The sequence below is a fragment of the Tolypothrix bouteillei VB521301 genome (assembly GCF_000760695.4).
Taxonomy (GTDB): domain Bacteria; phylum Cyanobacteriota; class Cyanobacteriia; order Cyanobacteriales; family Nostocaceae; genus Scytonema; species Scytonema bouteillei_A.
The window spans coordinates 6,099,889-6,125,352 of record NZ_JHEG04000001.1; the positions used below are offsets into that span (position 1 = coordinate 6,099,889).

22 protein-coding genes are annotated in these 25,464 nt (G+C 42.1%); 6 read left to right on the forward strand and 16 right to left on the reverse strand.

Going from position 1 to position 25,464, the window contains the following annotated elements; all coding sequences use genetic code 11:
• Window positions 1–62: 62 nt before the first annotated feature.
• From HC643_RS24675 to HC643_RS24695, 5 genes are all read right to left on the reverse strand, one after another.
• Entirely contained in the window at window positions 63–2,354 is a 2,292-nt protein-coding gene (locus tag HC643_RS24675; RefSeq protein ID WP_237265939.1) for a PAS domain-containing hybrid sensor histidine kinase/response regulator, read from the reverse strand.
• A gap of 14 nt (window positions 2,355–2,368) precedes the next feature.
• Window positions 2,369–2,725, reverse strand: a complete 357-nt coding sequence (locus HC643_RS24680) for a PAS domain-containing protein (RefSeq protein ID WP_038089836.1) — start codon at window positions 2,723–2,725, stop codon at window positions 2,369–2,371.
• A gap of 117 nt (window positions 2,726–2,842) precedes the next feature.
• Window positions 2,843–4,015: a WD40 repeat domain-containing protein gene (locus HC643_RS24685; RefSeq protein WP_038089839.1), complete on the reverse strand. Its 1,173-nt coding sequence runs from the start codon at window positions 4,013–4,015 to the stop codon at window positions 2,843–2,845.
• A 114-nt stretch (window positions 4,016–4,129) separates the two neighbouring features.
• Entirely contained in the window at window positions 4,130–4,423 is a 294-nt protein-coding gene (locus tag HC643_RS24690) for a hypothetical protein (protein ID WP_038089842.1), read from the reverse strand.
• A 301-nt stretch (window positions 4,424–4,724) separates the two neighbouring features.
• A complete protein-coding gene (locus HC643_RS24695; RefSeq protein WP_026134662.1) occupies window positions 4,725–4,895 on the reverse strand; it encodes a chlorophyll a/b-binding protein in 171 nt (56 codons plus the stop codon).
• A gap of 278 nt (window positions 4,896–5,173) precedes the next feature.
• Here HC643_RS24695 and ald point away from each other — a divergent pair, with 278 nt between their 5' ends.
• Window positions 5,174–6,268, forward strand: coding sequence for an alanine dehydrogenase (gene ald, locus HC643_RS24700; protein ID WP_038089845.1), 1,095 nt, complete (start codon window positions 5,174–5,176; stop codon window positions 6,266–6,268).
• A gap of 18 nt (window positions 6,269–6,286) precedes the next feature.
• On the opposite strand, the gene HC643_RS24705 is transcribed toward ald, so the two are convergent.
• From HC643_RS24705 to HC643_RS24720, 4 genes are all read right to left on the reverse strand, one after another.
• Window positions 6,287–8,503 carry a hybrid sensor histidine kinase/response regulator gene (locus HC643_RS24705; protein WP_038089848.1) on the reverse strand — a complete coding sequence of 739 codons (2,217 nt, stop codon included), beginning with the start codon at window positions 8,501–8,503 and terminating at the stop codon, window positions 6,287–6,289.
• Window positions 8,504–8,672: 169 nt separating this feature from the next.
• Window positions 8,673–9,260: a chemotaxis protein CheB gene (locus tag HC643_RS24710; protein ID WP_038089851.1), complete on the reverse strand. Its 588-nt coding sequence runs from the start codon at window positions 9,258–9,260 to the stop codon at window positions 8,673–8,675.
• A 177-nt stretch (window positions 9,261–9,437) separates the two neighbouring features.
• Window positions 9,438–10,262, reverse strand: a complete 825-nt coding sequence (locus HC643_RS24715; RefSeq protein ID WP_038089854.1) for a CheR family methyltransferase — start codon at window positions 10,260–10,262, stop codon at window positions 9,438–9,440.
• A 737-nt stretch (window positions 10,263–10,999) separates the two neighbouring features.
• Window positions 11,000–12,274, reverse strand: coding sequence for an ABC transporter substrate-binding protein (locus HC643_RS24720; protein ID WP_038089857.1), 1,275 nt, complete (start codon window positions 12,272–12,274; stop codon window positions 11,000–11,002).
• A 241-nt stretch (window positions 12,275–12,515) separates the two neighbouring features.
• Between HC643_RS24720 and HC643_RS24725 the strand changes: the two genes are divergently transcribed.
• From HC643_RS24725 to HC643_RS24740, 4 genes are all read left to right on the forward strand, one after another.
• The gene (locus tag HC643_RS24725) at window positions 12,516–13,985 is read left to right on the forward strand and encodes an MFS transporter (protein ID WP_038090004.1); all 1,470 of its coding nucleotides are present in this window, start codon (window positions 12,516–12,518) and stop codon (window positions 13,983–13,985) included.
• An 81-nt stretch (window positions 13,986–14,066) separates the two neighbouring features.
• Complete coding sequence (locus HC643_RS24730) at window positions 14,067–18,638, forward strand: nSTAND1 domain-containing NTPase (RefSeq protein ID WP_038089860.1); 4,572 nt, start codon at window positions 14,067–14,069, stop codon at window positions 18,636–18,638.
• 170 nt (window positions 18,639–18,808) lie between these two features.
• Window positions 18,809–19,126 carry a hypothetical protein gene (locus HC643_RS24735; RefSeq protein ID WP_038089863.1) on the forward strand — a complete coding sequence of 106 codons (318 nt, stop codon included), beginning with the start codon at window positions 18,809–18,811 and terminating at the stop codon, window positions 19,124–19,126.
• On the forward strand, window positions 19,117–19,500 hold the full coding sequence (locus tag HC643_RS24740) for an aspartyl protease (RefSeq protein ID WP_038089865.1): 384 nt from the start codon (window positions 19,117–19,119) through the stop codon (window positions 19,498–19,500). The genes HC643_RS24735 and HC643_RS24740 overlap by 10 nt, the downstream gene beginning before the upstream one ends.
• Before the next feature lie 319 nt (window positions 19,501–19,819).
• Here HC643_RS24740 and accD read toward each other — a convergent pair whose 3' ends face one another.
• The 5 genes from accD to leuB form a co-directional block, all read right to left on the reverse strand.
• Complete coding sequence (gene accD, locus HC643_RS24745; RefSeq protein ID WP_038089868.1) at window positions 19,820–20,785, reverse strand: acetyl-CoA carboxylase, carboxyltransferase subunit beta; 966 nt, start codon at window positions 20,783–20,785, stop codon at window positions 19,820–19,822.
• A 269-nt stretch (window positions 20,786–21,054) separates the two neighbouring features.
• Complete coding sequence (locus HC643_RS24750; RefSeq protein WP_167844748.1) at window positions 21,055–21,210, reverse strand: hypothetical protein; 156 nt, start codon at window positions 21,208–21,210, stop codon at window positions 21,055–21,057.
• 125 nt (window positions 21,211–21,335) lie between these two features.
• On the reverse strand, window positions 21,336–22,157 hold the full coding sequence (locus tag HC643_RS24755; protein WP_038089871.1) for a prepilin peptidase: 822 nt from the start codon (window positions 22,155–22,157) through the stop codon (window positions 21,336–21,338).
• A gap of 85 nt (window positions 22,158–22,242) precedes the next feature.
• Window positions 22,243–22,503, reverse strand: coding sequence for a hypothetical protein (locus HC643_RS24760; protein ID WP_038090006.1), 261 nt, complete (start codon window positions 22,501–22,503; stop codon window positions 22,243–22,245).
• 97 nt (window positions 22,504–22,600) lie between these two features.
• Window positions 22,601–23,689: a 3-isopropylmalate dehydrogenase gene (gene leuB, locus HC643_RS24765; RefSeq protein ID WP_038089874.1), complete on the reverse strand. Its 1,089-nt coding sequence runs from the start codon at window positions 23,687–23,689 to the stop codon at window positions 22,601–22,603.
• A 77-nt stretch (window positions 23,690–23,766) separates the two neighbouring features.
• On the opposite strand from leuB, the gene HC643_RS24770 reads away from it, so the two are divergent.
• Window positions 23,767–24,030, forward strand: coding sequence for a hypothetical protein (locus HC643_RS24770; protein ID WP_202048652.1), 264 nt, complete (start codon window positions 23,767–23,769; stop codon window positions 24,028–24,030).
• 360 nt (window positions 24,031–24,390) lie between these two features.
• Here HC643_RS24770 and HC643_RS24775 read toward each other — a convergent pair whose 3' ends face one another.
• Both HC643_RS24775 and HC643_RS24780 read right to left on the reverse strand, forming a co-directional pair.
• The gene (locus HC643_RS24775) at window positions 24,391–24,909 is read right to left on the reverse strand and encodes a helix-turn-helix transcriptional regulator (protein WP_038090011.1); all 519 of its coding nucleotides are present in this window, start codon (window positions 24,907–24,909) and stop codon (window positions 24,391–24,393) included.
• On the reverse strand, window positions 24,906–25,352 hold the full coding sequence (locus tag HC643_RS24780) for a DUF6932 family protein (RefSeq protein ID WP_038090013.1): 447 nt from the start codon (window positions 25,350–25,352) through the stop codon (window positions 24,906–24,908). The genes HC643_RS24775 and HC643_RS24780 overlap by 4 nt, the downstream gene beginning before the upstream one ends.
• Window positions 25,353–25,464 lie beyond the last annotated feature (112 nt).

Genomic DNA, 25,464 nt, shown 5'->3' on the forward strand with positions numbered 1-25,464 from the left:
TTTGTGATTTAGACGGTACATTGCTTGGAGGCAATGCAATTCTTTCTTCATTCAGCATCCATCTACTTATTGCTATTTTCTTCCACCAACTCAAGAATTTCATCAAAACAAAAATTTTGAACCAGATTGGTAAGCTCTTTAGCTAAAACAACATATTTTTCTGGGATTTTTTCAATTAATTGAAGAATTAAGCCAGCATCCACCTCAACAGCTGCTAGATGGAGCGATGTTACCCATTCTTTCGGCATAAGAGCCAAGAAAGACTGACAGTAAAATGTTGAAGACGAAATCTTTTTTTGTTTACGTTCTGCTAAATTCTTATTTTCATAGATATACTGTACTTTTAGATACTCGGCGATTGTCTGAAAAATAATTTCTTCTCGATAAGGTTTGCAGATAATGTCGTTGCAACCCGCTGCCAAAATATTGGACTTGTTCTCTTCAAAAGTGCTGGCAGTTAGAGCAATAATAACTGTCGATTGGCTTTGTAACGATGTTACCCGTAACTGTTCGCGATCGCGAATTTTCCGAGTCGCTTCATACCCATTCATGACAGGCATTCGCATATCCATAAAAATCAGATGGGGATGCCATGCTTCCCATTGAACGATTGCTTCTTGACCATTTGCTGCTGCACGAGTTTCAAAACCAACGGTGCTCAGTAATTGCGTTAGTAAATCGCAATTCTCCTTCCGGTCGTCTACAACCAAAATCCGGTACACTGCTTGTCCCGCACCCAAGCCAATCACCCGTTCTACTGGACTTGGCGATGCGACTTCAGATGGCTGAGCCAGTTCAACTTGAATATCAAAATAAAAAGTCGATCCGCGATCGACTTCACTTGTTAACCGGATATCACCCCCCATAAGTTGTACAAATTGACGGCTGATAGTTAATCCCAGCCCCGTACCTTCTTTCACTTGGATGCCACTTTTGGTTTGCATAAAAGGCTTAAACAGCTTGTTTAACTCTTCTGATGCAATTCCTCTACCCGTATCTTCGATTTCAAAAGCAATTTGGTATTGGCAATTGGAGATTGAGGATTGAGAATCAGCGTTTTCAGTCCCTAACTTCACCCGTAATGTGACTCCTCCTACATTGGTAAATTTGATGGCGTTTCCCAACAGATTGATCAGAACTTGCTGCAACTTACATTCATCTGTAACAATGTGTCGGGGTACGTTAGGTGCAATCTCAACTTCCAAAGAAAGGTGTTTTGCTTGAGAGCGTTCCTGGAACATCTCTTGAAGAGAATAAAACATTTGATACAAATCAAAGGAGACTGGGTTCAATTCAATCCGTCCCGCTTCAATTTTAGACATTTCTAGGACATCGTTAATTAAGTTCAGTAAGTGCTTTCCGCTACGGTTAATAGTTTCTAAAGATTCACGTTGTTTCTCAGTAAGCGTCGGATCTCGCTCCATTAACTGAGCAAAGCCTAAGATAGAATTCAGTGGCGTTCTGAGTTCGTGGCTCATATTTGCTAGAAAGGCGCTTTTAGCACGATTGGCAGTTTCGGCTGCTTCTTTAGTAATTCGCAGAGTCTCTTCTGCTTGTTTGCGAGCAGTTATTTCTCGAAAACTCCAAACACGCCCAATAATCTCGTTGCCATTCCATTGGGGGTGAGAATAACGTTCAAAAATACGTCCGTCTGTTAGCTCTACGATATCGCAAGCTTCTAGTTGTGGATTGTCAAACAAAAGTTCTTTGATTTTGGCAAGATACGCTTTTGGATCTCGTGTCTGCTCGGCCATAAATTTTAATCGTTCCTCACCCTTTGAAGGTAGCAGTAGCCCCTCTGGCATTGACCACATCTGAAGGAACTTTTGATTAAATAACGGAACGTTCAAGTTTCGATCTACAACTAGAATGCCATCGGCTGTGGCTTCCAAGGTTGCTTGCAGTAAGGATAAAGTTTCTGCCCGTTGGTGCTCGGCTTTTTGCCGTTCTGCTTCCAATTGCTTTGCTTTGGTAGCATCCCGAATCACCAAAACAGCAGATACCTCACCATTAGCTAATTGGGCACAGTTTCCAGAAATTTCTAAAATTAAGCTGCGATCGCCTTGTTGAAATTCGTATTCTGTTGTTGTATAGTCGCCGCTTAGGATTTTTAGATTGGGATAGGACTCTGGGAGAACTGCTTGACCTGCTAGAGTCAAAGGTAACAAATCCTGCAAGTTTGTATTAAGCACTAGGATGTGAGGTTTGTTTACCAGTTTGTCGAAAGCAGCATTACACCATTGAACTTTTCCTTGGCTGTTTGTCCAGATAATGGCGTCTGCGATCGCTCCCAATGCCACTTCCATCTTCCCAAGCACTGCCCGCAACTGATCGATCAAACTTGTTGAATTCATGATTATCACGAGACTCAATGACGGTTTAAAGGTCGCAACATCGCCATAAATACCCATTCCCCCTGTTCTTTTTCTGCCACAATCAGATGCTCGGTCTCAATCTCTTGACCGTCTTTAGTGATCCCAACCAGATTGAGTGGGTGATTGAGAATCGTAGATTGTTCTGTACTGAGAAACCGAGAAAATCCCATATGGTGTGGAGCATGGAATCCATCGGGAATGATGATAGTTATAGTTTGACCGTAGATTTCAGCCAAGTTCCAGCCAAAAACTGAGGTAAAGCGATCGTTGACGTAAGTAATAAACCCTTGACTATCTGTAATGACAATCGGTACGCTTGTTTCTTGCTTGATTTCATGAAGAGTTTTCATCTAAAAGGGTGTGGGAGCGTGAAAACCGTGGGTCTTGAGACTACGGAGGATAAATATTTTTACTTATTTGTGAGTACAAAAAACGGAAAGTTTAAAGTCTATCCGATAAATGAGGTTCTATTGCGCCAGCCAAATATTAACTCTCCTGTCAAACCCCCCACTCGCAAGCATTGTTCCATTTGGACTAAAAGCAATGCTGCTCACCCAATCGTTATGTCCGTAAAGTGTATTTAATAACTCACCTGTTGTTAAATTCCACAGCTTAATTCCATCTCTACCTGCACTTGCCAGGATTTGCCCGTTGGGGCTGATGGTAATTGCATTGACCCAATTATTATGCCCTATTAGAGTCCGAACGAGCGAGCCTGTGCTAGTATCCCAAATTTTGATTGTGCGATCGCGACTGGCACTGATAAAATTACTTCCATCTGGGGTAAAGACTATTTTGGTGATAGTGTTTAAATGAGCACTTGAAATTGTACGAATTAATCTTCCAGAGTTTAAATCCCAGAATTTAATTATGCCTCTTCTGTCACCACTGATCAGTGTTTGCCCATCAGGGCTAATTGCTAGTGAATAAATAAAATTGTCAAAGCGAACCAAAGTTGCAAGCGGACGCTGTTGTAATAAATCCCACAAGCGAATGCCGTCTAAAGCACCACTCGCAAGGATTTTACTATCTGGAGTCACTGCTAGGGATAGCACATTGCTGGTATGCCCTACAAAAGAACGAGTAAATCGATTATTGCCTAAGTTCCAAAGGTTAATAGTACTGTCAGAGCCACAACTTGCTAAGGTTTGACCGTCTGGTGAAATCAGTATAGATTCCACAGATGTTTTGTGTGCCCTGTCAATCTTGGCAACTGTTTTACCAGTTAATGTGTTCCACATGCGGATAATTCCCTCATTTTCCGCTCCTCCACTAATCAAAATTTGACTGTTGGGAGTAAAGGCAAGAGATTTAATTGTTCCTAAATTGTCTCTAAAGCTGTATAGCAGTCGTGCATTGGTAAAGTTAGTTGATGGTTCCGGAACTGGTATTGCTTGAGTTTGAGATATGCTTTGAGTTTCGGCAAGAACGGTAGAAGAAATTGGACATAGCAAAGCAGTAGCAGTCGCACTTGCCACACCCAGCAGCGTTATAAAATTGTTTTTAGAGAAAATTTTTGATTTTAGATTGGTTAACCATTTGTATTGAGAAGCTTTCTCTCTCAACAAGGGAGTGCATTCATCCGAGAGCTTCGAGCCAAGGTTTTTTTTGGCGAATTTATTTTTTCTCGATACAAGCATATACTTTACACAATATAATTTTTACTGTGTTTTTAAGTATACCTTGTTAGGTTAAAGCAGAGGAGCATAGTGCTTAGAACCAGCAAAAACTCCCCAAATTCACATACAAATTGATTAATACGGCGGTTTTTTCTTAGACACTGTTAGCATGGGTAGGGCAGAACTTGAGGAGCGATCGGGTAAGTAGTGCTGTACGACAGGTTCTTCAGGTAAGGGGGGACGTTGCTGAACGCGCCACAATCTATAAGCAAGCGTTGCGCCTGCTGTTCCCAAGCCAATAACAAACAACGACCAACTATCATTAAATCCCCCAATCACAGCATCTAAGATTCCCATCGTAATCAAGACACTGATAATTGGTTCTCTACGGTAGGCTGATTTCACAAATCGGGGAAATATAACATTCATCACAGCTTAGTTTATTCGGGGTTAATTTTTTCTGTAAATATACTAAGAATATCTCAATTAAGAAAGGCGCTCTTATTGAGAGCCTCTTCTTCATTATAGTTTCGTAAAGCAGACGAAAGCATCCATAAAGATTGAGAGCGGTATAAAGAAATGGGGTATTGAGAGGTGTTGACCTTGATTAAGCCAAAACCAGCCGATCGCTCAGCTGGTTACTCACTTCTATTAAAACCTTATTCCCAGTTATGCATACCGTACAAATCCTTAACTTTTCAGAATTCGGTTAACATTAACTGGTAAGCGATCACCTCAAACCAAGCCAGGATAATACCCCTTGATTGGTCACATACTCAATCACTACCATCAGGACAAAGCCAATCATCGCTGCTCGACCATTCAAACGCTCGGCATATTCATTAAATCCAAACTTAGGTTCTTCTAGTTTGGGGGTAACGCTTGGTTGTGGTTGTGTCATCATTTCAAACCCTCTTTTTGGCAAGTGATATATTATACAAGAATTAGGTGTTAGGGATTGGGGATTGTTAAAAGCTATCAAATTTCCCAAACCCTTGTCCGCATTCATATTTCTTTACGATTCTTATCTTATTGTAGAACTTGCTTGGGGATCGTCAATAACAAAAGTTTGAAGTACATTAGGTGATATCAGGGTAAGTTCGGGTCAAATTGTAGTTATTGATTCAAAAGACCAAGAATGAGACTGACACAATCTAAAAAAGTCATAAGAGGCAGTCAATGGAAATTGGCATTCCTAGAGAAACGAAAGACCAAGAGTTTCGAGTCGGGTTAAGTCCTTCTAGTGTTCGAGTCTTGAAGGAAAACGGTCATAACATTTTTGTAGAGCAAGGCGCAGGTGTCGGTGCAGGCTTTACAGATGAGGATTACCAGAACGCAGGCGCAGCAATTGTCTCCACGCCAGATGCAGCCTGGAATCGGGAGTTAGTTGTTAAAGTCAAAGAGCCACTTGTAGGTGAGTATAAATTCTTACATAAAGAACAAATTTTATTCACTTATCTGCACCTAGCTGCAGATAGAAAGTTAACCGAACATTTGATAGATTGTGGCGTGAGTGCGATCGCCTATGAAACAGTAGAACAGTCAGGCAGCAACAAGCTACCCCTGCTCACACCCATGAGCGTTATTGCCGGTCGATTAGCCGTACAATTTGGAGCGAGATTCTTAGAGCGCCAACAAGGTGGTCGAGGAGTTTTGCTAGGAGGTGTACCTGGAGTTAAACCGGGCAAAGTTGTGATTTTAGGTGGCGGAGTGGTAGGAACAGAAGCCGCTAAGATAGCTGTAGGTATGGGGGCTGCTGTTCAGATTATTGATGTTAATGTCGAACGTCTTTCTTATTTAGAAACATTGTTTGGTTCTAGAATCGAACTGTTATACAGTAACTCCGCGCATATTGAAAGTGCAGTTAAAGATGCTGACTTACTCATTGGTGCAGTTTTAGTACCGGGACGTAGAGCACCCATACTCGTACCACGGACTTTAGTCCAACAGATGCGTCCTGGTTCGGTCATTGTAGACGTTGCTGTTGACCAAGGCGGTTGCATTGAGACACTACATGCCACATCCCATAGTAACCCAGTGTATCTCGAAGAAGGAGTGGTACACTATGGCGTTCCTAATATGCCAGGGGCTGTACCTTGGACATCAACACAAGCCCTAAATAACAGCACTCTACCTTATGTATTGCAGCTAGCTAATTTAGGAATAGAAGCACTAGCAAAAAACCCTGCATTAGCAAAAGGTTTGAACGTGCAGAACCATCGCTTAGTTCATCCTGCAGTGCAAGAAGTTTTTCCAGATCTTGTGAGTGGTTAGTAGATACCTAATGCCCAATCAGCTCTTACTATGTTGGATGAGCTTTGTGACTGAATTAATCAAGTGAGTTGCTTCTACTGGTTTGGTGACGTACTCTTGAAAACCAAATTCCAACGCGCGATCGCAGTCTTGTTCTCTAACATATGCTGTGAGTGCAATAGCTGGTATTTGTCCTCCTATCTCTGGTTCCAAGTTTCTTAACTTGCGAATCAGAGTGTAACCATCTTCCTCTGGCATTCCAATATCACTCACTAATACATCCGGTGGTGATTTCTCAATCGTTGAGAGCGCTTGACGAACCGATGCAACAGCTGTAACGTTAGCACCATGCTGTTGCAAGACTTTAGTAATATACTCTCGTGTATCAGTATCATTATCAACAACAAGCACCTGTAAGCCAGTGAAGGTGTGGAAAGTAAGATCGCTAGAGGGGATTTTAGATTCTACCTTGGAAACAGAGGGAGCATGGGAAGACTGGTTTTGTTGTCTGTCTCCCCCCATTTCCTTTTTTAAGGTGTCTTTTCCTTGTAAAAGGGGTAACCTTACAGTAAAAGTCGCTCCCTGTCCTACTCCCGGACTTTCTGCACGAACGCTTCCTCCGTGCATTTCCACTAAATAACGTACAATTGCCAGCCCCAGCCCCAATCCGCCTTGATTTCTGGTGATACTGCCATCTGCTTGGCGGAAGCGATCGAAAACGTAGGGTAAAAACTCCGGGCTGATACCATTTCCGGTGTCACTAATTGTAATTTGAATATAAGTTGGCGATTGGGTGTTGGGAACTAAGGATCGTGAACGATTGCCAATCTCCACTTCCCTGTCCCCCGACTCTTCTTCCATAGACAAGCGAACCTGAATTTTTCCACCTTCTGGTGTAAATTTCAGTGCATTATTCATTAAATTCCAAACAATTTGCTGCAAGCGATTGGGATCGCCCAAGACGTAATAAGACGTGGCGAGGGCGAGACGCAATGATACAGCAAGTTGTACCGGATCTTTCCTCTTGTCGTCTTTGCCCCATGTTTCTCCTGCTTCTGAATGAGTAGATTCAACCATATACTCTAGTTGAATCTTTTTAGCTTCGGCTTCTAAATGAACACTATCTATAACTGCTGATACTACAGATGCTACGTTTACTCGTGCAAGATTTAATTGCAACTTCCCGCGTATAATTCGCGAAACGTCTAAAATGTCATCAATGAGTTGCGCTTGCAAACCTGCATTGCGTTCAATTGTTTCCAAAGCTCGAACTATAGCTTTTTCATCTAATTTTCTCTGGCGCAATAATCTCGCCCAACCAAGTATTGAAGTCAGTGGCGTGCGAAGCTCGTGGGAAAGGGTTGCCAAAAATTCATCTTTCAGGCGATTTGCTGTTTCCGCCTCTTGTCTTGCTGTTTGTTCGCGAATGAGCTTTATGTGTTCTTCTGCTGCTTTTTTTCGCTCTGTAATATCTTCTACCGTACCGACATAGCCGATGACCTGTTTTTCGTCCGAAAGCATTGGAGATGAAGACATAACTACCCAACGCTCGACCCCTGAGACGAGAATGCGAAATTCTCCTTTGTATTCCTGTCCTTTACTTGATACAGCATACCAATCAGCAATAACTTGTTGTCTGTCCTCAGGATGAATTGCTAGCGTCCAACCCTCGCCCAAACTCTCCTCAGATGTCATACCGTAAATAGCTTGATAGCGCGGATTGGTATAAGTGCATTTACCGAGTGTATCCGTTAGGAAAATACCTACAGGTGAACAAACACTTAATGAACGGAACATTTCTTCACGCTTTCTCAGTTCAGCATTCATAAGTGCCAGTTGTGCCGCTTGTCGCTTCACCTCATTGCTTTTCTGAAACAAGTCCACAAAAGCCGATACCTTGTACTTTAAAATATCTGGCTCTATAGGTTTAAACAAATAGTCCACCGCACCAACAGAGTAACCCCTGTACACCATGGTGTCGCTGGTGCTATACGCTGTGAGAAAGATAATTGGGGTATATCGGGAACGTTCTCTCTGTCGAATAAGCGCTGCTGCCTCGAACCCGTCCATATCTGGCATTTGCACATCCAATAAGATGACGGCAAAATCCTGATTGAGAAGGTGTCGCAGTGCTTCTGCACCTGATGTAGCTCTGATCAGATTTTGCCCTAAGCTATCTAAAATTGCTTCCAGGGCTAGCAAATTTTCTGGATGGTCATCCACCAGCAGAACATTAACTTTTGGTTCTAATGACATCGCAATCAGTACGCTTTAAGAAATAAAATAAGGCTTTTCAAAGTCTTTCTATTGACTGTGACGCCTGTCGTTCGTTTATTCACACTATCTTAAGTTATAAATTGAGCAATTCTTATGAATGACTTTTGTTTATAACTTTATCTATACAAAGAATAAAATAATAATTATGTTAAATATGACAAATTTTGATTAAGAAAGGGGCAATATCTGCTAAACACAGAATTTTATCTACAACTCCAGCCTCTATAGCAGCTTTGGGCATTGTTGCACAAGCGGCAGTAGATGGTTCTTCCACTACTGTTTTGCCACCTCGCGCTCTAATTCTTGCCAGTCCTTGTTTACCATCATGATTGGCTCCTGTCAAGAGTACGCCAATGACTTTATCGGCGTAAGCATCTGCTGCCGTTTCAAAGAGGACATCAATCGATGGTCTTGCATAGGTCACGGGAGCATCAACAGACAATGAAAAATAGGGGTTAGATATTGCCTTATCTCTACCTTCTACCTGTAGATGATAATCAGCAGGAGCTAAATACACGCAGCCCGGTAAGATCTCTTCTTTATCTTGAGGTTCTACGATCGCTAAGGGACTGTACTGCTGTAACGCAACTCTTAATTTATCATCATGATAATCTTTGTGACGATGTTGAACAATAGCGATCGGAACAGAAAAATTTTTCGGGAATCGAGCTAGTAAAACTTCCAAGGCATTGACTCCCCCTAAAGATGCTCCAATAACAATAAGTTTAAAAGTCATTATTTGTGATTTGTTGGTGATTAATTACTGGTAATTTATTACAAATTTTTGAGAAAATCATGACTCAACACCTATAAGCGATCGCAAAGCCTGCCAATACAAAGTAACTTGGGTATATTCCATTATCCTAACCACTCATGAGTGTAAGAGTGCAGTGTCTCGCACTCCTACTAACAACTAACTAATTCTCCGATAAATTTTGTCATCCCCATCTAACACTTCATAGTCTTTGTCATGTGGAGTAAACTTCAGCGTTTCTTGGCGTCCCAAACCCAGAATACCGTATCTATGAAGGCTTTCGTAAAAAAGATGGTGAACTCTATTCTGTAAAGTTTGATTGAAATATATTAATACATTTCTACATAAAATCATATGAAATTCATTAAAAGAATTATCTGTGACTAAGTTATGTTGTGAAAAAATTATATTTTCTTTGAGATAAGATGAAAATATAGCACGCTCGTATGCGGCAGTGTAATATTCTGAAAATGATTTTTTTCCTCCTGCCTGTAAATAGTTTTGAGTGTAGTTTTGCATAAGTTCAAGTGGAAATATGCCAGATATTGCTTGTTTTAAAACGATTTCGTTAATATCAGTTGCATACAACCGACAACGGTGATAAAGCCCTTCTTCCTCAAGCAAAATTGCCATAGAATAGACTTCTTCACCAGTTGAACATCCAGCGTGCCAAATACGAATAAAAGGATATGTTCGTAATAAGGGTATGACCTTTCTCCTTAATGAAAGAAAAAAGCTAGTATCGCGAAACATACTCGTCACGTTAACGGAAAGATTAAATAATAATTTTTCCATGCATTCGGGATTGTGAAGAACTTTTTCTTGCAATCCAGAGATACTAGTTAATCCTTCTGATTGTATTGTTCCCCAAATTCGACGCTTGATTGAAGCTAAAGCATAGTTTCTAAAATCAAATCCATAGTAACGATATATACCTTCCAATAGCAATTGAATTTCTATATCTTCAAGTTGCTCCTGCATCATACAATTTTTATTTTTTGCTGATTTTTACATATAAAGTGTGTTCGGCTCGCAAGCAGTTCTAGGTTTACAGAACTACAATAATTTTATTTCAAAATTATAAGTTAAGGAAATGCATACAAGTATATATGCCTAGTGAATGAATTTGAATAACGTAGACGTTTGTGAAGTAAATCTTGTGAATGAAACAAAGTCTGTCTTGAGGATAAACGACCTACATCTTATGAAATATCAATGAACATTCAAATAATCTTGAGAAAGGTTCTCGCTCTCCCATTCTGTTTTGATAGTTTTAAAAGTTCAGTTTGGCAGAGAAAATTTAAATCATTATTAAGCTTTTGCCAGACAATGCCCACCCTACAAGATAAATGAAATTTTAGAGTGTAAAGGGAGGAAAGGAGTCTTTCAAAACACGCCTTAGGGGTTGGGAAAAACTCAATTCCCAATCCCCATTTCATCTGGGAAAGGCAGAGGGCAGAAGGAAGGAATAAGTATTAAAGGTAACAAGTAATACTCTCTGTTTCGTCTGACCTCTGCCTCCTGCAAGGCTGCCTTCTTCAAGCTTTCTCATGTACGCAGTTCAAAATAAGTAGGTCAATGTTAAAATTGGCGTCATAACAAAGCAGATGGCAGCTATGTATATGCCCTCATACTTCTCAAGGGCGAAAGGGAGCACTTGTGTTTAAGTCCCCCACCATATTGTATACCTTCTGCCCTCTGCCATCTGCCCTCTGCCTTCTTCAATCCATTGCAATCGCCTTAACTAATTGATTTGCTGCTTCCTGTCCTCTCTTCATAGCTTGCTTGAGGGGTTGCTGTCCGAGTAAAGCACTGACAAACTGATTGTCAAAATTGTTCATAACTGGTGCCGGGTATTTACCCAATTGCCATGGCATCCCGTAGTCTACACCTGCTAACAGTGCAGACCGGAACGGGTCTTTGTCATATCCCTGTTCCCGAGTAATAGATTTACGCGATGGTAGGGCAAAACCTGTTTGCGTCCACTTTGCCATTCCTTCTTTACCTGTAAGATAAGAAATTAATGCCCAAGCTTCAGCTTTATGCTCTGACTGCTTGTTCATAACATAAGCAACAGTGAAAATCATTGTGCTCTTTTGATTGTTAATACTCGGTACTTCTGCGGTAGCAAACTCTAAATTGGGAAAAGTTTCTATCAAATATGGAATTGTCCAACTTCCTTCAACAATCATTGCAACCTTGCCCTGTCCGAACATTTCACCACCAGAGTTCGTTCCCACATCAGACTTCTGTGCGGAAGAACGGTCTTTTTGATATTGGTCTACTGCTAACTGCAACCCTTGCAAAGCTTCCTGAGTGGCAAAGGTTGCATAGCCATTACGGTCTACAACTTGTCCTCCAAAAGCTTTAATTTTGTAAGCTTGACGTGCTAATTCAGGAATTTCACCGAAGCCATATTGGTCAATTCTGCTATCCTGGTTAGGGTCAAAAGAGAGCTTTTGAGAATAGGTGCGGAGCTCATCCCAAGTATTTGGGGGGCGATCTAAGCCTGCTGTAGCAAAAGCTTTTTTGTTATAAAACAGAGCAAGTGTTGAATAATCTTTAGGAAGACCGTATATGTAATTTTCATACTGAAAACTTTTTAAGAGCGGTTCCTCAAAATCCGCCAAGTCAAATTCGGAGGTAATATATGCATCTAGCGGTTCCAAAACGTTCTGACTCATTAAGAAAGGCGCTTCAAAAGCATCTAAATAAAAGACATCGGGCGCTGCTTCCCCAACCAAACGAGTTTTTATCACATCCATATATTGGTCATTAATAACCTCATGTTTTACTTTGATATTTGGATGCTTTACCTCGAATTCATGCAGGACTTGTTTCAAAAGTTTTTGTTCGGCTGGACTCGCTATCCAACCGCTGAGTTTGATAGTAACTGGGGTAGGATTCGGAGAAAGACTCGGTAAGCGATCGCACCCAATTATCGAAAGGGCGATCGCCATCAAAACCCCTAAAAATTTCCAAATACTTATTTTCATCTTTATTTTGGGATTGGGGGTTAGAGGGAATAGAGGGACAGAGGGGACAAGGAGGACAAGGTAGAATTTTCTCCCTTATCTAGTGCCTCTCCCTTGTCCAATCCCGATTGGGTGTATTCCCATCCTACTTAATCTTCAGTTCCCAATCTCCAATATCTGTTGTTAAAAAATGCAAGCTAAAATAACGAAAAGTTACAATTTCCTTTTACAACCATCAACCGATCCATCTGTGGAGATAGGTATGGAATCCATGTCATCAGAGACGGCTGCTTCTTTAGCTCCAAAAATTCCTCAAATTGCGATTTCAGAACTAGCTGCAACCCCAGCACCGAATCCTACAGCGATAAAAAAGGATGCTATTCGCACCAGCCTCAAAGCCTCTACTATGGATTCTGTATTTGCGGCGGTGTTCGCCATAACCACCACAGGTATTTTATTAAGTAACTTTTTGGTGGAACTAGGAGCAAGCCCAATTATTTTTGGAATGATATGTTCCATTCCAATGGTGGTGAATCTCATCCAACCCGTAGGTGCTTACCTTTCAGAACGCACAACGAGCCGCTTTCGGTATTCTTTATTGACTCATGGTATTGCTCGGCTCCTTTGGATGTTTCTCATCATTGGTATTATCTTTTATACCTTGGGATGGATTAATTCTCAGCAGTTGGTTGTTATGACGATGGTCATCGTCTTGTTAACCAATCTTTTAGGAGGACTCGGAAGTGCGTCTTGGTTGAGTTGGATAGCAACCATCGTTCCCCGACAATTGCGGGGAAGGTATTTTGGATTGCGAACTAGCGCCGCGAGTCTCACTAATTTGCTTTGCCTTCCTTTAGCGGGTTTAGTCGTATCAAAATGGCCTGGAGGAACGCTGCAAGGTTATGGAATGCTCGTCTTTCTAGGAATTTTTGCCGGAGTTGTCAGTATTGGATGTCAGCATTTTCAAGTAGATATGAATCCAGTGCTGCAAAATGCAACCTCTGTCAAATCAACTCATTACAAAAATGTTATTGAAACTCAGTTAGAAAGTGTTGAAAAATTGCCTAGTGAGAACTTGGCACAAAGCATTATTAATAATAATAACTTTTTAATGTTTCTTTTCTATTTTAGTTTCTGGATGTTAGCTTTTAACCTGAGTGCTCCCTATTTTAACCTCTATATGTTGAGCACTTTAAAATTAGATGTTAGCTTGGTAACGCTTTACAGCAGCATTCAGGCTGGAGCCAATTTGCTAATGCTAATTTTATGGGGAAAGCTATCCGATAAGGTTGGCAATCGCATCATATTAATATCGGTAGGGATTTTAGTTGCGATCGCTCCACTGCTATGGCTGGGAGTGGAAGCTAATTTTTTGAATATCTGGGTGTGGTTACCACTCATCCATATCTTACTTGGAGGAACTTCTGCAGCCGTTGACTTGTGTAACAATAATATGCAGTTAAGTGTTGCACCAGTCAAACAACAATCTGTCTACTTTGCGATCGCAGCTGCTATTGGGGGTGCTAGTGGTGCGTTGGGTACCACTATAGGTGGCTTTATTGCAGAAAGTAGCTTTTTCGGCGGTATTCCCGGCTTATTTGCCGTCTCTGCCTTATTTAGACTGGTAGCACTTGTCCCGCTACTTTTTGTGCAGGAACAAAGAGGGCTATCTTTAGCTCAAATGATTCAAACTCTGTGGATATTCCGCAAAAAAGCAGTTCAGACTCAATAAGGGTTAGTAATTAGGAGTTAGTGATTAGTAGTTAGTAGCAATTAACCACTAACCACTCCCAAGGAATGTTAGGTGCAGGCAATGCGGAAGTTACTTGTCCTAAAGCTAGATGGAGATCTAGAAAAAGTTGTGCGGGTAACGCTCGCTATAGAGGAAGAAAATAATCGCTTGGGGATGGAAGTTATCGGCTATTTGCCCGCAAACCCAAACCTAGCGCTTGCGATCGACAATTGGAGAGAAAATTACTTAAGTGCAGGTAAGTCTTCCCGAGTTCAAGCAGTGGGAGCAGCAAGGCAATGGCGTTACGATTGCAACAAATCGGCGAATGAGTTGCGGCAATCTTTGAACCAATGGCTGTTGTCTGAATCTTTTCGTCCCATACGGGATAAGTGCTTGCAATATCTGATACCCGATAATGAAGTGCGCGTCCTCATACGCACTTCCAGTCAGTCATTATTGAAACTACCTTGGCATTTGTGGGATTTAATAGACGGTAACTCTTTTTCCGAAGTTGCGCTTAGCACACCTAATGCAGAATTTCGCCCGACAGTAAAAACGCCTACATTACCCGGTAAAGTTAAAATCCTAGCTATTTTAGGTAACAGTACTGGTATTGATATTCAACAAGACCGACAAGTACTGGAAAATTTATTGAATGCAGAAACAACCTTCCTTGTGGAACCAAAACGCCAAGAAATTAACGATTATCTGTGGGAAAAATCCTGGGATATTCTATTTTTTGCCGGTCATAGTGGTGTAGAGGGAGAAAGCGGTCGTATTTGTATTAATCAGACCGAAAGTTTAACTATTGATGAACTGAGATACGCCTTAAGAAATGCTGTTAATAATGGCTTGCAACTAGCCATTTTTAACTCCTGCGAGGGTATGGAACTAGCATTTGAACTGCAACAATTACACATTCCCCAAATTATTGTGATGCGGGAACCAGTGCCAGATGTTGTTGCTCAAGCATTTGTGACATATTTTCTTCCGGCGTTTGCCAGTGGAAAACCTTTATACTTAGCAGAAAGAGAAGCGCGATTAAGACTGCACGGATTGGAATATCAATTTCCTTGTGCGAGTTGGCTACCAGCAATTTTTCAAAATCCAGCCACCGTACCTCCTCGGTGGAAAGATTTAGGGCGGCGTCCTACTGATAAATGCCCCTATCGTGGTTTGTTTGCTTTTCGAGAAGAGGATGCACCATTTTTCTTTGGTAGAGAAAGTTTTTCCCGGATTTTGGTAGAAGCAGTACACTCGAAACCCCTAGTAGCTGTCATAGGATCTTCAGGGAGTGGAAAATCTTCTGTTGTGTTTGCCGGTCTTATTCCCCATTTGCGGCAAGAAGGTCATTGGCGGATTGTTTCTTTTAGACCTGGAGCGAAACCATTTCACGCTTTAGCGGCTGCACTTATCTCTCAACAAGAACTTCAAATACAATCCGACCAACTAGAGGAAATCACTCAACTCGCTGATTACTTGCGCCATGAAGAAAATTCTTTACATTTTGTTTTACAAACCATACTGAGGAAAAATTCTGGAACGCGTTTATTGTTGGTTGCTGACCAATTTGAGGAATTGTACACCCTGTGTCAAGATACACAAAAGCGCCAAGTTTTTTTAGATAGATTAATAGAAGCAACACATCTAAGCAATTTTACTGTAATGCTAACACTGCGGGCTGACTTTTTAGCACAGTCTCTTTCTTATCGCCCTTTTGCTGATGCGTTGCAGTATCGCGATTTAAAACTTGGACCCATGAACCGTGAAGAACTGCAAGCAACTGTAGAAAAACCCGCAGGGCTTTTTGGCGTGACACTGGAGTCTGGGTTAACTGAACGGATCATAGAAGCAGTGAGTGTTTCTGTAGGAGATTTACCTTTATTAGAGTTTGCCTTGCAAGAACTTTGGGCAAAACAGAGTAACGCTCAGCTTCGTCATGCTACCTATAATGACATAGGTGGTGTCAAGACAGCTGTTGCTAGTTATGCCGAACAAGTATATGCCAGATTGAATGAATCGGAAAAAGAACAAGCAAGACGGATTTTTCTGCAGTTGGTGCGCCTGGGGGAAGGTACGGAGGAAACCAGACGTTTGGCTACCCGTGAGGAAGTGGGAAATGGGAATTGGAATTTAGTCATTCGTCTTGCCTCAGACCGTTTGGTTGTTACAGGACGAGATGATGCGACGGGTAAAGAAACTGTAGAAATTGTTCACGAAGCTTTAATCCGAGAATGGGAACGGTTGCGTCAGTGGATTGAGTTAGATCGCGACTTTCAGACATGGCTACAGGGATTGCGGTCAGCCATGTACCAGTGGCATATCAATGGGAGGGATGATGATTCTTTGTTGCGGGGAAAGCCGCTCGCAGACGCGGAAGAATGGATGCAAAAGCGTGCGAGCGAGCTGGTATCGGAAAGGGCATTTATAGAAGCAAGTTTGGGATTGCGGCACAGAGAACGCAAACAACGCGATCGCTTGCGTAGGGGCATTGTGTTGGGCTTAGCTGGTAGTTTGGTTGTTGCTTTAATGTTTGCTGGTGCAGCTGGGGTAGCTTGGTGGCGAACAAATATTAGTGAAACAAACGCCAAAATCAAAGCCACGAGTGCTAGTGCTAGAGCCATTTTTGCCTCTAACCTACAATTAGAGGGATTGACTTCTAGTTTAGAAGCTGCTAAGCAACTGCGACTTTTGGAAAAATCTGACAATGCAGAACCCGATACCAAGATAGAGGTGGTAACAGCATTACAACAAATTTTATACGGTACCAAAGAACTCAACCACTTAACCAAACACAGTGCTGCTGTTTGGGGTGTAAGTTTCAGCCCGGATGGTCAAATACTGGCTTCTGCAAGTGCTGACAAAACCATCAATCTTTGGCAGCGTGATGGTAGCTCGATCGCAACTCTCGACGAACACGGCGAAGATGTTTATAGCGTGAGTTTCAGCCCGGATGGTCAAACAATTGCCTCTGCTAGTGATGATAAAACTGTCAAACTTTGGCAAGTCAGTGATGGCAGTTTAATCACAACTTTGAGCGGACATACCAAGGGTGTGAGAAGTGTAAGTTTTAGTCCCGACGGTCAAACAATTGCCTCTGCAAGCTTTGACAAAACTATTAAACTTTGGAAAAAATCAAGTGAAGGGAAGTTTCAATCTCGCCCTTACAAAACCTTAATAGGGCATCAAGATGAAGTTTTAAGCGTTAGCTTTAGTCCCGATGGACAAACAATTGCTTCTGCTAGTAAAGACAAAACTATCAAAATTTGGAAAGCAATAGATGGTAGTTTAGTTACCAGTTTAAGCGGGCATAATGCCGAAGTTCGTTCTGTTGCATTTAGCCCAGATGGAAGGACTCTTGCTTCTGTGGGAGATGATAAAACTTTAAAACTTTGGAATTCGGATGGGACTCTATCAAACACTATCTTTACAGGATGTATAGAGAAAGTTACGAGTGTGCGCTTCAGCCGGGACGGTCAAATCATTGCTTCTACCTGTTGGGATGGAAGTGTTAAACTCTGGAGACGAGATGGTAGCTCGATCGCGACTTTAAATGGTCACACTGCGGGAGTGACCGATATCAGTTTCCATCCCTATGGGGCGATCGCAACTGCTAGTGCTGATGGCGTAGTTCAACTTTGGAGCACCCGTAGTAACTTTATTAACACCCTCTCCGGTCACAATCAAGCAGTGCGGGCTATTGCCTTCAGCCCGGACGGACAAACCATAGCCTCTGGAAGTAATGACAAAACTATCAAAGTTTGGAAAACGAGCGATCGCACCTTAGTACACACTTTGACAGGACATCAGGATGCAGTTCGGGGCGTCACCTTCAGCCCTGATGGAGAAATTATCGCTTCTACGAGTGCTGACAAAACCATCAAACTTTGGAGAGCGAAAGATGGTAGCTTAATTGACACTCTTACCGGACATCAAGATGAGGTTCGGGGAGTTGTCTTCAGCCGAGACGGACAAATCATCGCTTCTGGAAGTAGCGATGGAACCGTGAAGCTATGGCGGCGAAACCGTCAGGGTAAGTTTGAAACCCAATCTTACAAAACCATCACCGGACATACCAAAGCAGTGCGAGCAGTTGCTTTTAGCCCTGATGGTCAGATAATTGCTTCTGCAAGTTGGGATGGAACCGTAAAACTTTGGCGGCGAAATGGCAGTTTAATCGCTACTCTTGAAGGTCATAACGCTAAAGTATACACCGTAACTTTTAGCCCAGATGGAGAAACAATTGCAACCGCCAGTGATGATAACACTATCAAACTTTGGAGAGCCAGCGATGGCAGTTTGGTAACAACTCTCAGAGGACATAGTGCGGCAGTTTATAGTGTTAGTTTCAGTCCTGACGGGCAAACACTTGCCTCTGTCGGTGTAGACAAGACAGTAAAAATATGGAGACGAGATGGTATTTTAATTACTGCTTTAACCGGGCATACAGCTTCGGTAACTGGAGTAAGCTTTAGCCCAGATGGGCAAACAATTGCATCTGCTAGTGATGATAAAACTGTAATTTTATGGAATTTAAATCTTGATGATTTATTAAAACGCGGTTGTAACTGGACGCGTTCTTACTTAAAGAATCCCAACAATGGTATGGTTCAAGATGACTACAGGCGGCGCATTTGTGATGATGTTTATTAGAAGCTTCAACATTTACAATTGCACTTTTGACATACTCCGCGCCCTAAAAGTGCGCGGAGTATGTCAAATCAAAATCATCGGTAAATAGTGAAAGACTTATCGTTTGGAGTATTCCAGTTTTTTAGAGATAAATAGAAAACAATTCAAATGTGATTCATGTAAAAAACCTTATGACTCAATTATCGGAACCAAATCGCACGCGCATCCTACCGCCGTCTCCCGTCGATCCGGAGGAAGTCCGGCGTGAGCGTGAGGTGCAACAAGCCTTAGAAGAGCGGTGTCGTCCCCTGTTCGAGCGTCTTCGCTCCACGCTAAGAGAAACCCATCCGAACTGGTTTATTGCTATCGACCCTGACACTGAGGACTATCTCCTCGACCCGACGCTACGTGGTCTTACTCAAAAAATCAGCCAGGTTCACACCGGAAATAGCATCAGGATGATTTTCCGGATCAACGATACCGGAACCTGTGGTAGGTTATGGGTTTAGGGACATTCGGTGCTGACGGCGAACTGTTCTTCGAGCTTCAGCTTGTCCCTGCCAACGGTGCGTCGTTTGTTATTCCAGCCCTGTTTGATACTGGTTTCACCGATGGATGGCTTGTCATCAATACCCAGGACCTGCAAGCACTGGAATGGTCAGAAGTGCTAGGACAGGTAAAGATGCGAACGGCACGTGGGGAAGGGAGGTTCTACATCTACAAAGGCAAGGTCATCATCGATGGCATTGAGGTGACTATCCCTGTCCATGTCGGGCGCGATGTCCCCGAAACTGCAATGGGGTCAGCGTGGCTCGACATCATGAAACTAGTGGTCAACAAACCAGAGGGAATTTTTACTCTGGAGTTCATTGAGTCCCCGTAAAAACAGACTTCTATCGACTTCCCTACACTTTAAACTTTTAGAATAAGCTTTTTAACAAATAAAAGGTGATTTAAAAGCCTTAGAAATATTGGAGAAGAACATAGACGGACGAAGACAGGGGCTTACATGGGCAGAGCGAGGAGTAACGGACTTCTTGGTGTAGATATAACGTGAGTCGGTTAAAGATTCCAGCAAATGATAATGTATCGGAGAGGGCAGGCGAGGAAGCCCACCCCACAAGACAAGGTTATTCAGCCATTAGCTATTAGCCATCAGCCATTAGCCATTAGCCATCAGCCATTAGCCATTAGCCCTTCGCTCATTCAGCCACTGTAGAACTAAAAGGTCTTGTTTCCCAAACTACAACATTGTGTGTTTGAACTGCTGTTGTCAGCGAGATGGGTTGGTGCAGGGCAATCAACTGTGCTAACGTCTTCTTTAACTGTGTTCGCGGTACGATATCGTCTACAAAACCGTGCTTGAGTAAGTCTTCTGCTGTTTGAAACTCTTCTGGAAGTTTTTCCCGTAAAGTTTGCTCAATCACTCGCCGACCGGCAAAACCAATTGTTGCTTTTGGCTCTGCCAATATAATATCTCCTAACATGGCAAAACTCGCTGTGACACCACCCGTAGTGGGATTGGTTAACACGGGAATATACAATAGCTTTTCATCCCGATGGCGTTGTAAGGCGGCGGATATTTTCGCCATTTGCATGAGGGAAAGCATTCCTTCCTGCATCCTAGCCCCACCAGAGGTACAAATAATGACTACGGGATAACGTCGCTGTGTCGCTTGCTCGATCAAACGAGTCAGTTTTTCTCCCACAACTGATCCCATGCTTCCACCCATAAATCGGAAGTCCATCACACCTAAAGCGATGGGTAAACCGTCTATTTGACCCAATCCTGTTTTAACAGCGTCTACTAAACCGAGTTTTTCTTGAGTCTCTCGCAAGCGATCGCCGTATGCTTTGCGATCGCGAAATTGCAAAGGATCGGTAGGGCGCAAGCGATCGTCTATCGAGCCCCAAGTGTTTGCATCTATTAACTGACGAATCCGCTCGTCACAATCCACTCTATTGTGATATCCGCACTCCACACAAACCATTTGGTTCGCCCTGAGATCTTTCGTATAACTTAATACGCCACAGCTGGGACATTTGTGCCACAAACCATCAGCAATCTCACGTTCTTGACGTTCTGGGGTAGTAGACCCTGACTTCCGTCGATTTGCAAACCAATCCAATAGAGACTTTAAACCGCGTGATTCTTCGTTGTTTGCCATTTGTATGTTATGAGAGAGTAAATATGTCGAAAATAGGTCAAGCAGCTTGTATTATCCCTTGTCTTTTGTCCCTTGGCTTTTGTTAAAAAATATGACAAATAACCGCTGACAAATGACAAATGACTATTTTTTCAAATTCGTCTTGTAAGCAAATCAGACCTTTCGCATGCATCTTTGGTTGCCAGCTTAACGAAAATACGTAATCCAATTCAAGTCTTTTGCTCGTCTTCTTGGGAACTTAACAGCAACAAGGCAGCCCACGTATCTTGTCAACTTACCTGTAAAGCTGCTGGAGTACCAGCCCCCAAATAAGACTTCACCCCCAAATCAAGAATTTTTGTTGGTATGTTACGAGCTGCTTGCAGCACTTGCACAAGTTCTGCTTGCCAATGGAAACTTGTTGTTAACAGCGTAATCCAAGTCACAATATAATCTTATCAGAAGCTCAAAGCTTGATGGGGTGACGAGATTTACAGTTGAGAGAAGAGGATAAGGGGACAAGGAAGACAAGGGGGACAAGGAAGAACAATAAATTACTTCCTATTTCCTTTCAACCACTCACTAAGAACAACCGCAAGTAACTAGACAAAATTATTTCACCACCAAATAGTGTAATGAATGCTCCTAAGGCAAGATAGGGTCCAAAAGGCATCCTCTGTCCCCATCGGCGTTGGGAAAGCACGATTCCGCCTCCACCTACCAACACTCCCACTACACACGCCAGAAAGCTAGCTACAAGTAAATACTTCCAACCCAACCACGCACCCATCATGGCTGCTAATTTGGCGTCCCCTCCACCCATAGCAGTCTTTCCAAAGGCAATTGAACCAACAAGGGCGATCGCATCAAACAGCCATAAGCCCAGAACAGCTCCAATAACTGCGAGCGTCAAGTGATTTGCCAATTCCTGCCAACTTGCTCTAGGGAGGTAACCGAGCGTCATTTGAAAAGCAATTCCCAACACCAAACCCGATTTTGTCAGTGGATTGGGTAAAGTCATAGTGTCCAAATCAATCAGTGATAGCGCTAACAGCCAACTGCAAAATCCCCAATAACCAATGGTAAGCGGTGAAAATTTAAATACCCAAAAAACTAATAAAAAAATAATACCCGTTACACCTTCTACTAGAGGGTAACGGAGAGAAATTTTATTTTTGCAGTAACGACAGCGTCCTTTTAACCACAGCCATCCCAGTACTGGAACATTATCGTAGGGCTTGAGCTGGTTGAGGCAGTGGGGACAGCGAGAGGGAGGCCAAAGTACAGACAGCTTGGCAGGTAGCCTGTAAACTACAACGTTGATAAAGCTGCCAACAGAAGCACCCAGAGCGAATACGATGAAACTCGCCTGGACAATAATTAAGATGTCCATTGTGTCATTTGTCCTTTGTCATATGTCCTCTGTTCAAAAGTTATACTCTTGACTTGCGGTTAATGACCAATGACTGATGACCAATTTAATACATATATGATTCTATTTGCGTCAAAGGAATAAAACACTCATCTGGCAGAAGAACTGGTTGGTGTGTAAAAATCACTTTCCCTCGGTGATTGTACCGATTAATTGCTACTCCTGAAGGTTGTCCGCTCATTTCGGGATGTACCTCACAGTAAACGTGATAGATTTGTCCGGCGGCTCTGATGACGGTTGGATCGATCAAAGCAGGCTGGTTTTTTTGATTGCTGTAGTTAGCTTGTCCTTGTTTTAAAGCGTACACCACTCACTGAATCTTGTTGTAGGTTTGTCTTATAGTTTATCCGAAAGTTTTGGCAAAGGTATGTATGCCAAAATTTTCTTGTTGTTGATAAGCGAGATTACTCCTCTTCAAGAACTTGAATCAGAGCATCACCCATAGCGCGGCAGCCTAATAAATTCATACCCGGAGACATTATATCTCCCGTGCGAGCACCTCTCTGTAAAACTTGTAACACTCCCTTTTCAACATAATCTGCTGCTGCTGACTGGTTTAAACCATAACGGAGCATCATTGCGGCGCTCAAAACCTGCGCTAAAGGATTTGCTTTATCTTGTCCTGCAATATCTGGGGCGGAACCGTGAACGGGTTCAAATACTCCTGGACTAGAAGCACCTAAACTCGCAGAGGGTAACATCCCAATACTGCCAGTTAGCATAGCAGCTGCATCCGAAAGAATATCGCCAAATAGATTTCCCGTAACAATAGTATCGAACTGTTTGGGGGCTCGTAACAACTGCATGGCTGCATTATCTACATACATATGAGTTAGCTCTACATCCGGATATTCTTGAGCCAGTTGGGTTATGTGACTTCTCCAAAGTTGAGAAACTTCCAAAACATTTGCCTTATCAACAGAACAAAGTTTACGATTGCGTTTTCTTGCTGCTTCAAAAGCGACACGTCCGATGCGATCGATTTCGGATTCGGTGTAAGCCATTGTATTTACACCCCGCTTTTCACCCGTTTCGGTGGTAAAAATTCCTTTTGGTTGACCAAAGTAGATTCCACCAGTCAGTTCTCGCACTACCAAAATATCAACCCCTTCAACCACCTCCTTTTTTAAGGACGAAGCATCAATCAACTGAGGTAGTATTGTTGCAGGGCGCAAATTCGCAAATAAACCCAATCCCGATCGCAGCCCCAACAAACCCGCTTCCGGACGTAAATGAGATGGCAGAGAATCCCATTTGTAGCCGCCAATCGCTGCTAATAAGACAGCATCGCTGTTACGGCAAATCTCCAGAGAATCTTTGGGTAGGGGTTCGCCCGTGACATCAATAGCAGCACCACCAATTAGTGCTTCTTGAAATTCAAACTGGATATCGAATTTTTGACCCACCACTTTCAGTACGTCTACCGCCACTGCAATAATTTCGGGTCCAATGCCATCGCCGGGAAGTAAGGTAATGCGGTATTTTTGTGCCATAGTTCGTATTTACTAGATAGATGTTTAACTGTGCAGAAAATCATGCAGATTAAATATAATACTTAGTGAGTGTACCGATGACATTTTCAATTTATTTAGATGTATGGTGCTTCAATCGTCCCTTTGATGACCAGGCGCAAGAAAGAGTTCGCTTGGAATCTGAAGCAGTAGCGGCAATTTTAACCCGATGTCAAAGAGGTGAATGGCAGTTACTTGGAAGTGAAGCTATAGATATCAAGTTGAAAGGCGTTTCTGATGATGAGAGAAAAAAGCAGATCCAGTTATGGGTGGCTTCCGCGAACGACTCTTTCAGCATTTTCGTACAATTACAGCAGGTATAAAAGAACTAAAGTTATATAGCGATCGCGAAGAAGCTTTTTTTCAGGAAGAACTCACATATACTGCTAAATCTGCCCGCAATTATCGAGTCACAAGCTTAAAAATTTTTCCGAGACATCTTTTACCACCAACTTTTACCAGATACGAAGCATCAAGGGAAGGCAGTATTTGTCATTAGTCACGACGATCGTTATTTTCACCTTGCCGACCGTTTAATTAAACTTGACTACGGCAAATTGACATAAGGGCAGCACCGAGTGTGGGACAATATGACAAAAGTAAAGATGCCGACACTTCAGAGCGATCGCAAACTTTAAGCAATATTATTTAGGAGAGATTGGCTACAAGTAAGCGTGGGAAATCTATGAGGTTTTGGTTTGAATATTGGTTTTCTCCTTACGCCATTTTTCCACGGTTTTTTTAACTTCTTTTATTTCCTCAAAATCTACTTGTACAACAGCAGTTTCAAATTCTACACCCAAAGCCGTACTGACTTCAAGAATATCGACAAAGCTAGCGCACTGATAATCTGTCTTTTCGTACTGCTTGACCTGCTGTTCATCAATGCCTAGTATGTCAGCGAGTTCTTGTTGAGTCATTTTTGCTGCTATCCGAGCTTTGATTAACGCATCTGGTAATTTGTTTAAAGAATCAACTTTAATTTGTAACTTGTGATTAATATTGCAATTCAGAATTCTTTCATATTCAACAATTTCTTCTTGCAATTTCTCTAGATGAGATTGTAATGCACCTCTGTTAATTTCCCATTTCTGAAAGTCATCGTTTTTACTTTGTCGATCTCTCTCCATTGCTGCTATTGATTTTTTAAATTCTCCTACCAGATATCTAGTATTTTGATACTCATCATTATTTTTAATCATATTTCCCACCTTAGTAAATCTATAGCAATAATACCTTTACGATTTTTTTGACGGTCGCGCTGAAAGAATTCAAAAGAATTTAAACCATAATTACCAACAGGTTGGTTTGCAGGAAAAATTTCACCTTTATATTTAGCTTTCTGTTCATCACGATCGTAATGATTAAGCAACTTAGGAGCGTACATTCTTAGATAATTAGTGTCTACTGTATCGTTATCATAACAAGCATCAAAATCCTTTGGTTTTTGTTTACTGGTAACGAAACTACCATCTATATAAATAGTTCTACAACCAGCTGCTTTCAACTGTGTCATTGCTAGTTCTAGACCAGTTATCATGCGTTGCCTCGTCAAGTTAGTCCCAAATCTTTCCTTAAATTCTTCCCATTCTACCCAGTGTACTCCTGGTGGTAAATTACCGTTCCCATCAAACTCTGGAATCACTTTCTCACACCTTAGCACAATTGAACTATTTAGTTAGGATTGCTCCAAACAAGTAATTTTTATTACTTTTTTTAAGTTAGAAAATTAAGTAAAAACAATATACGAATTTTGA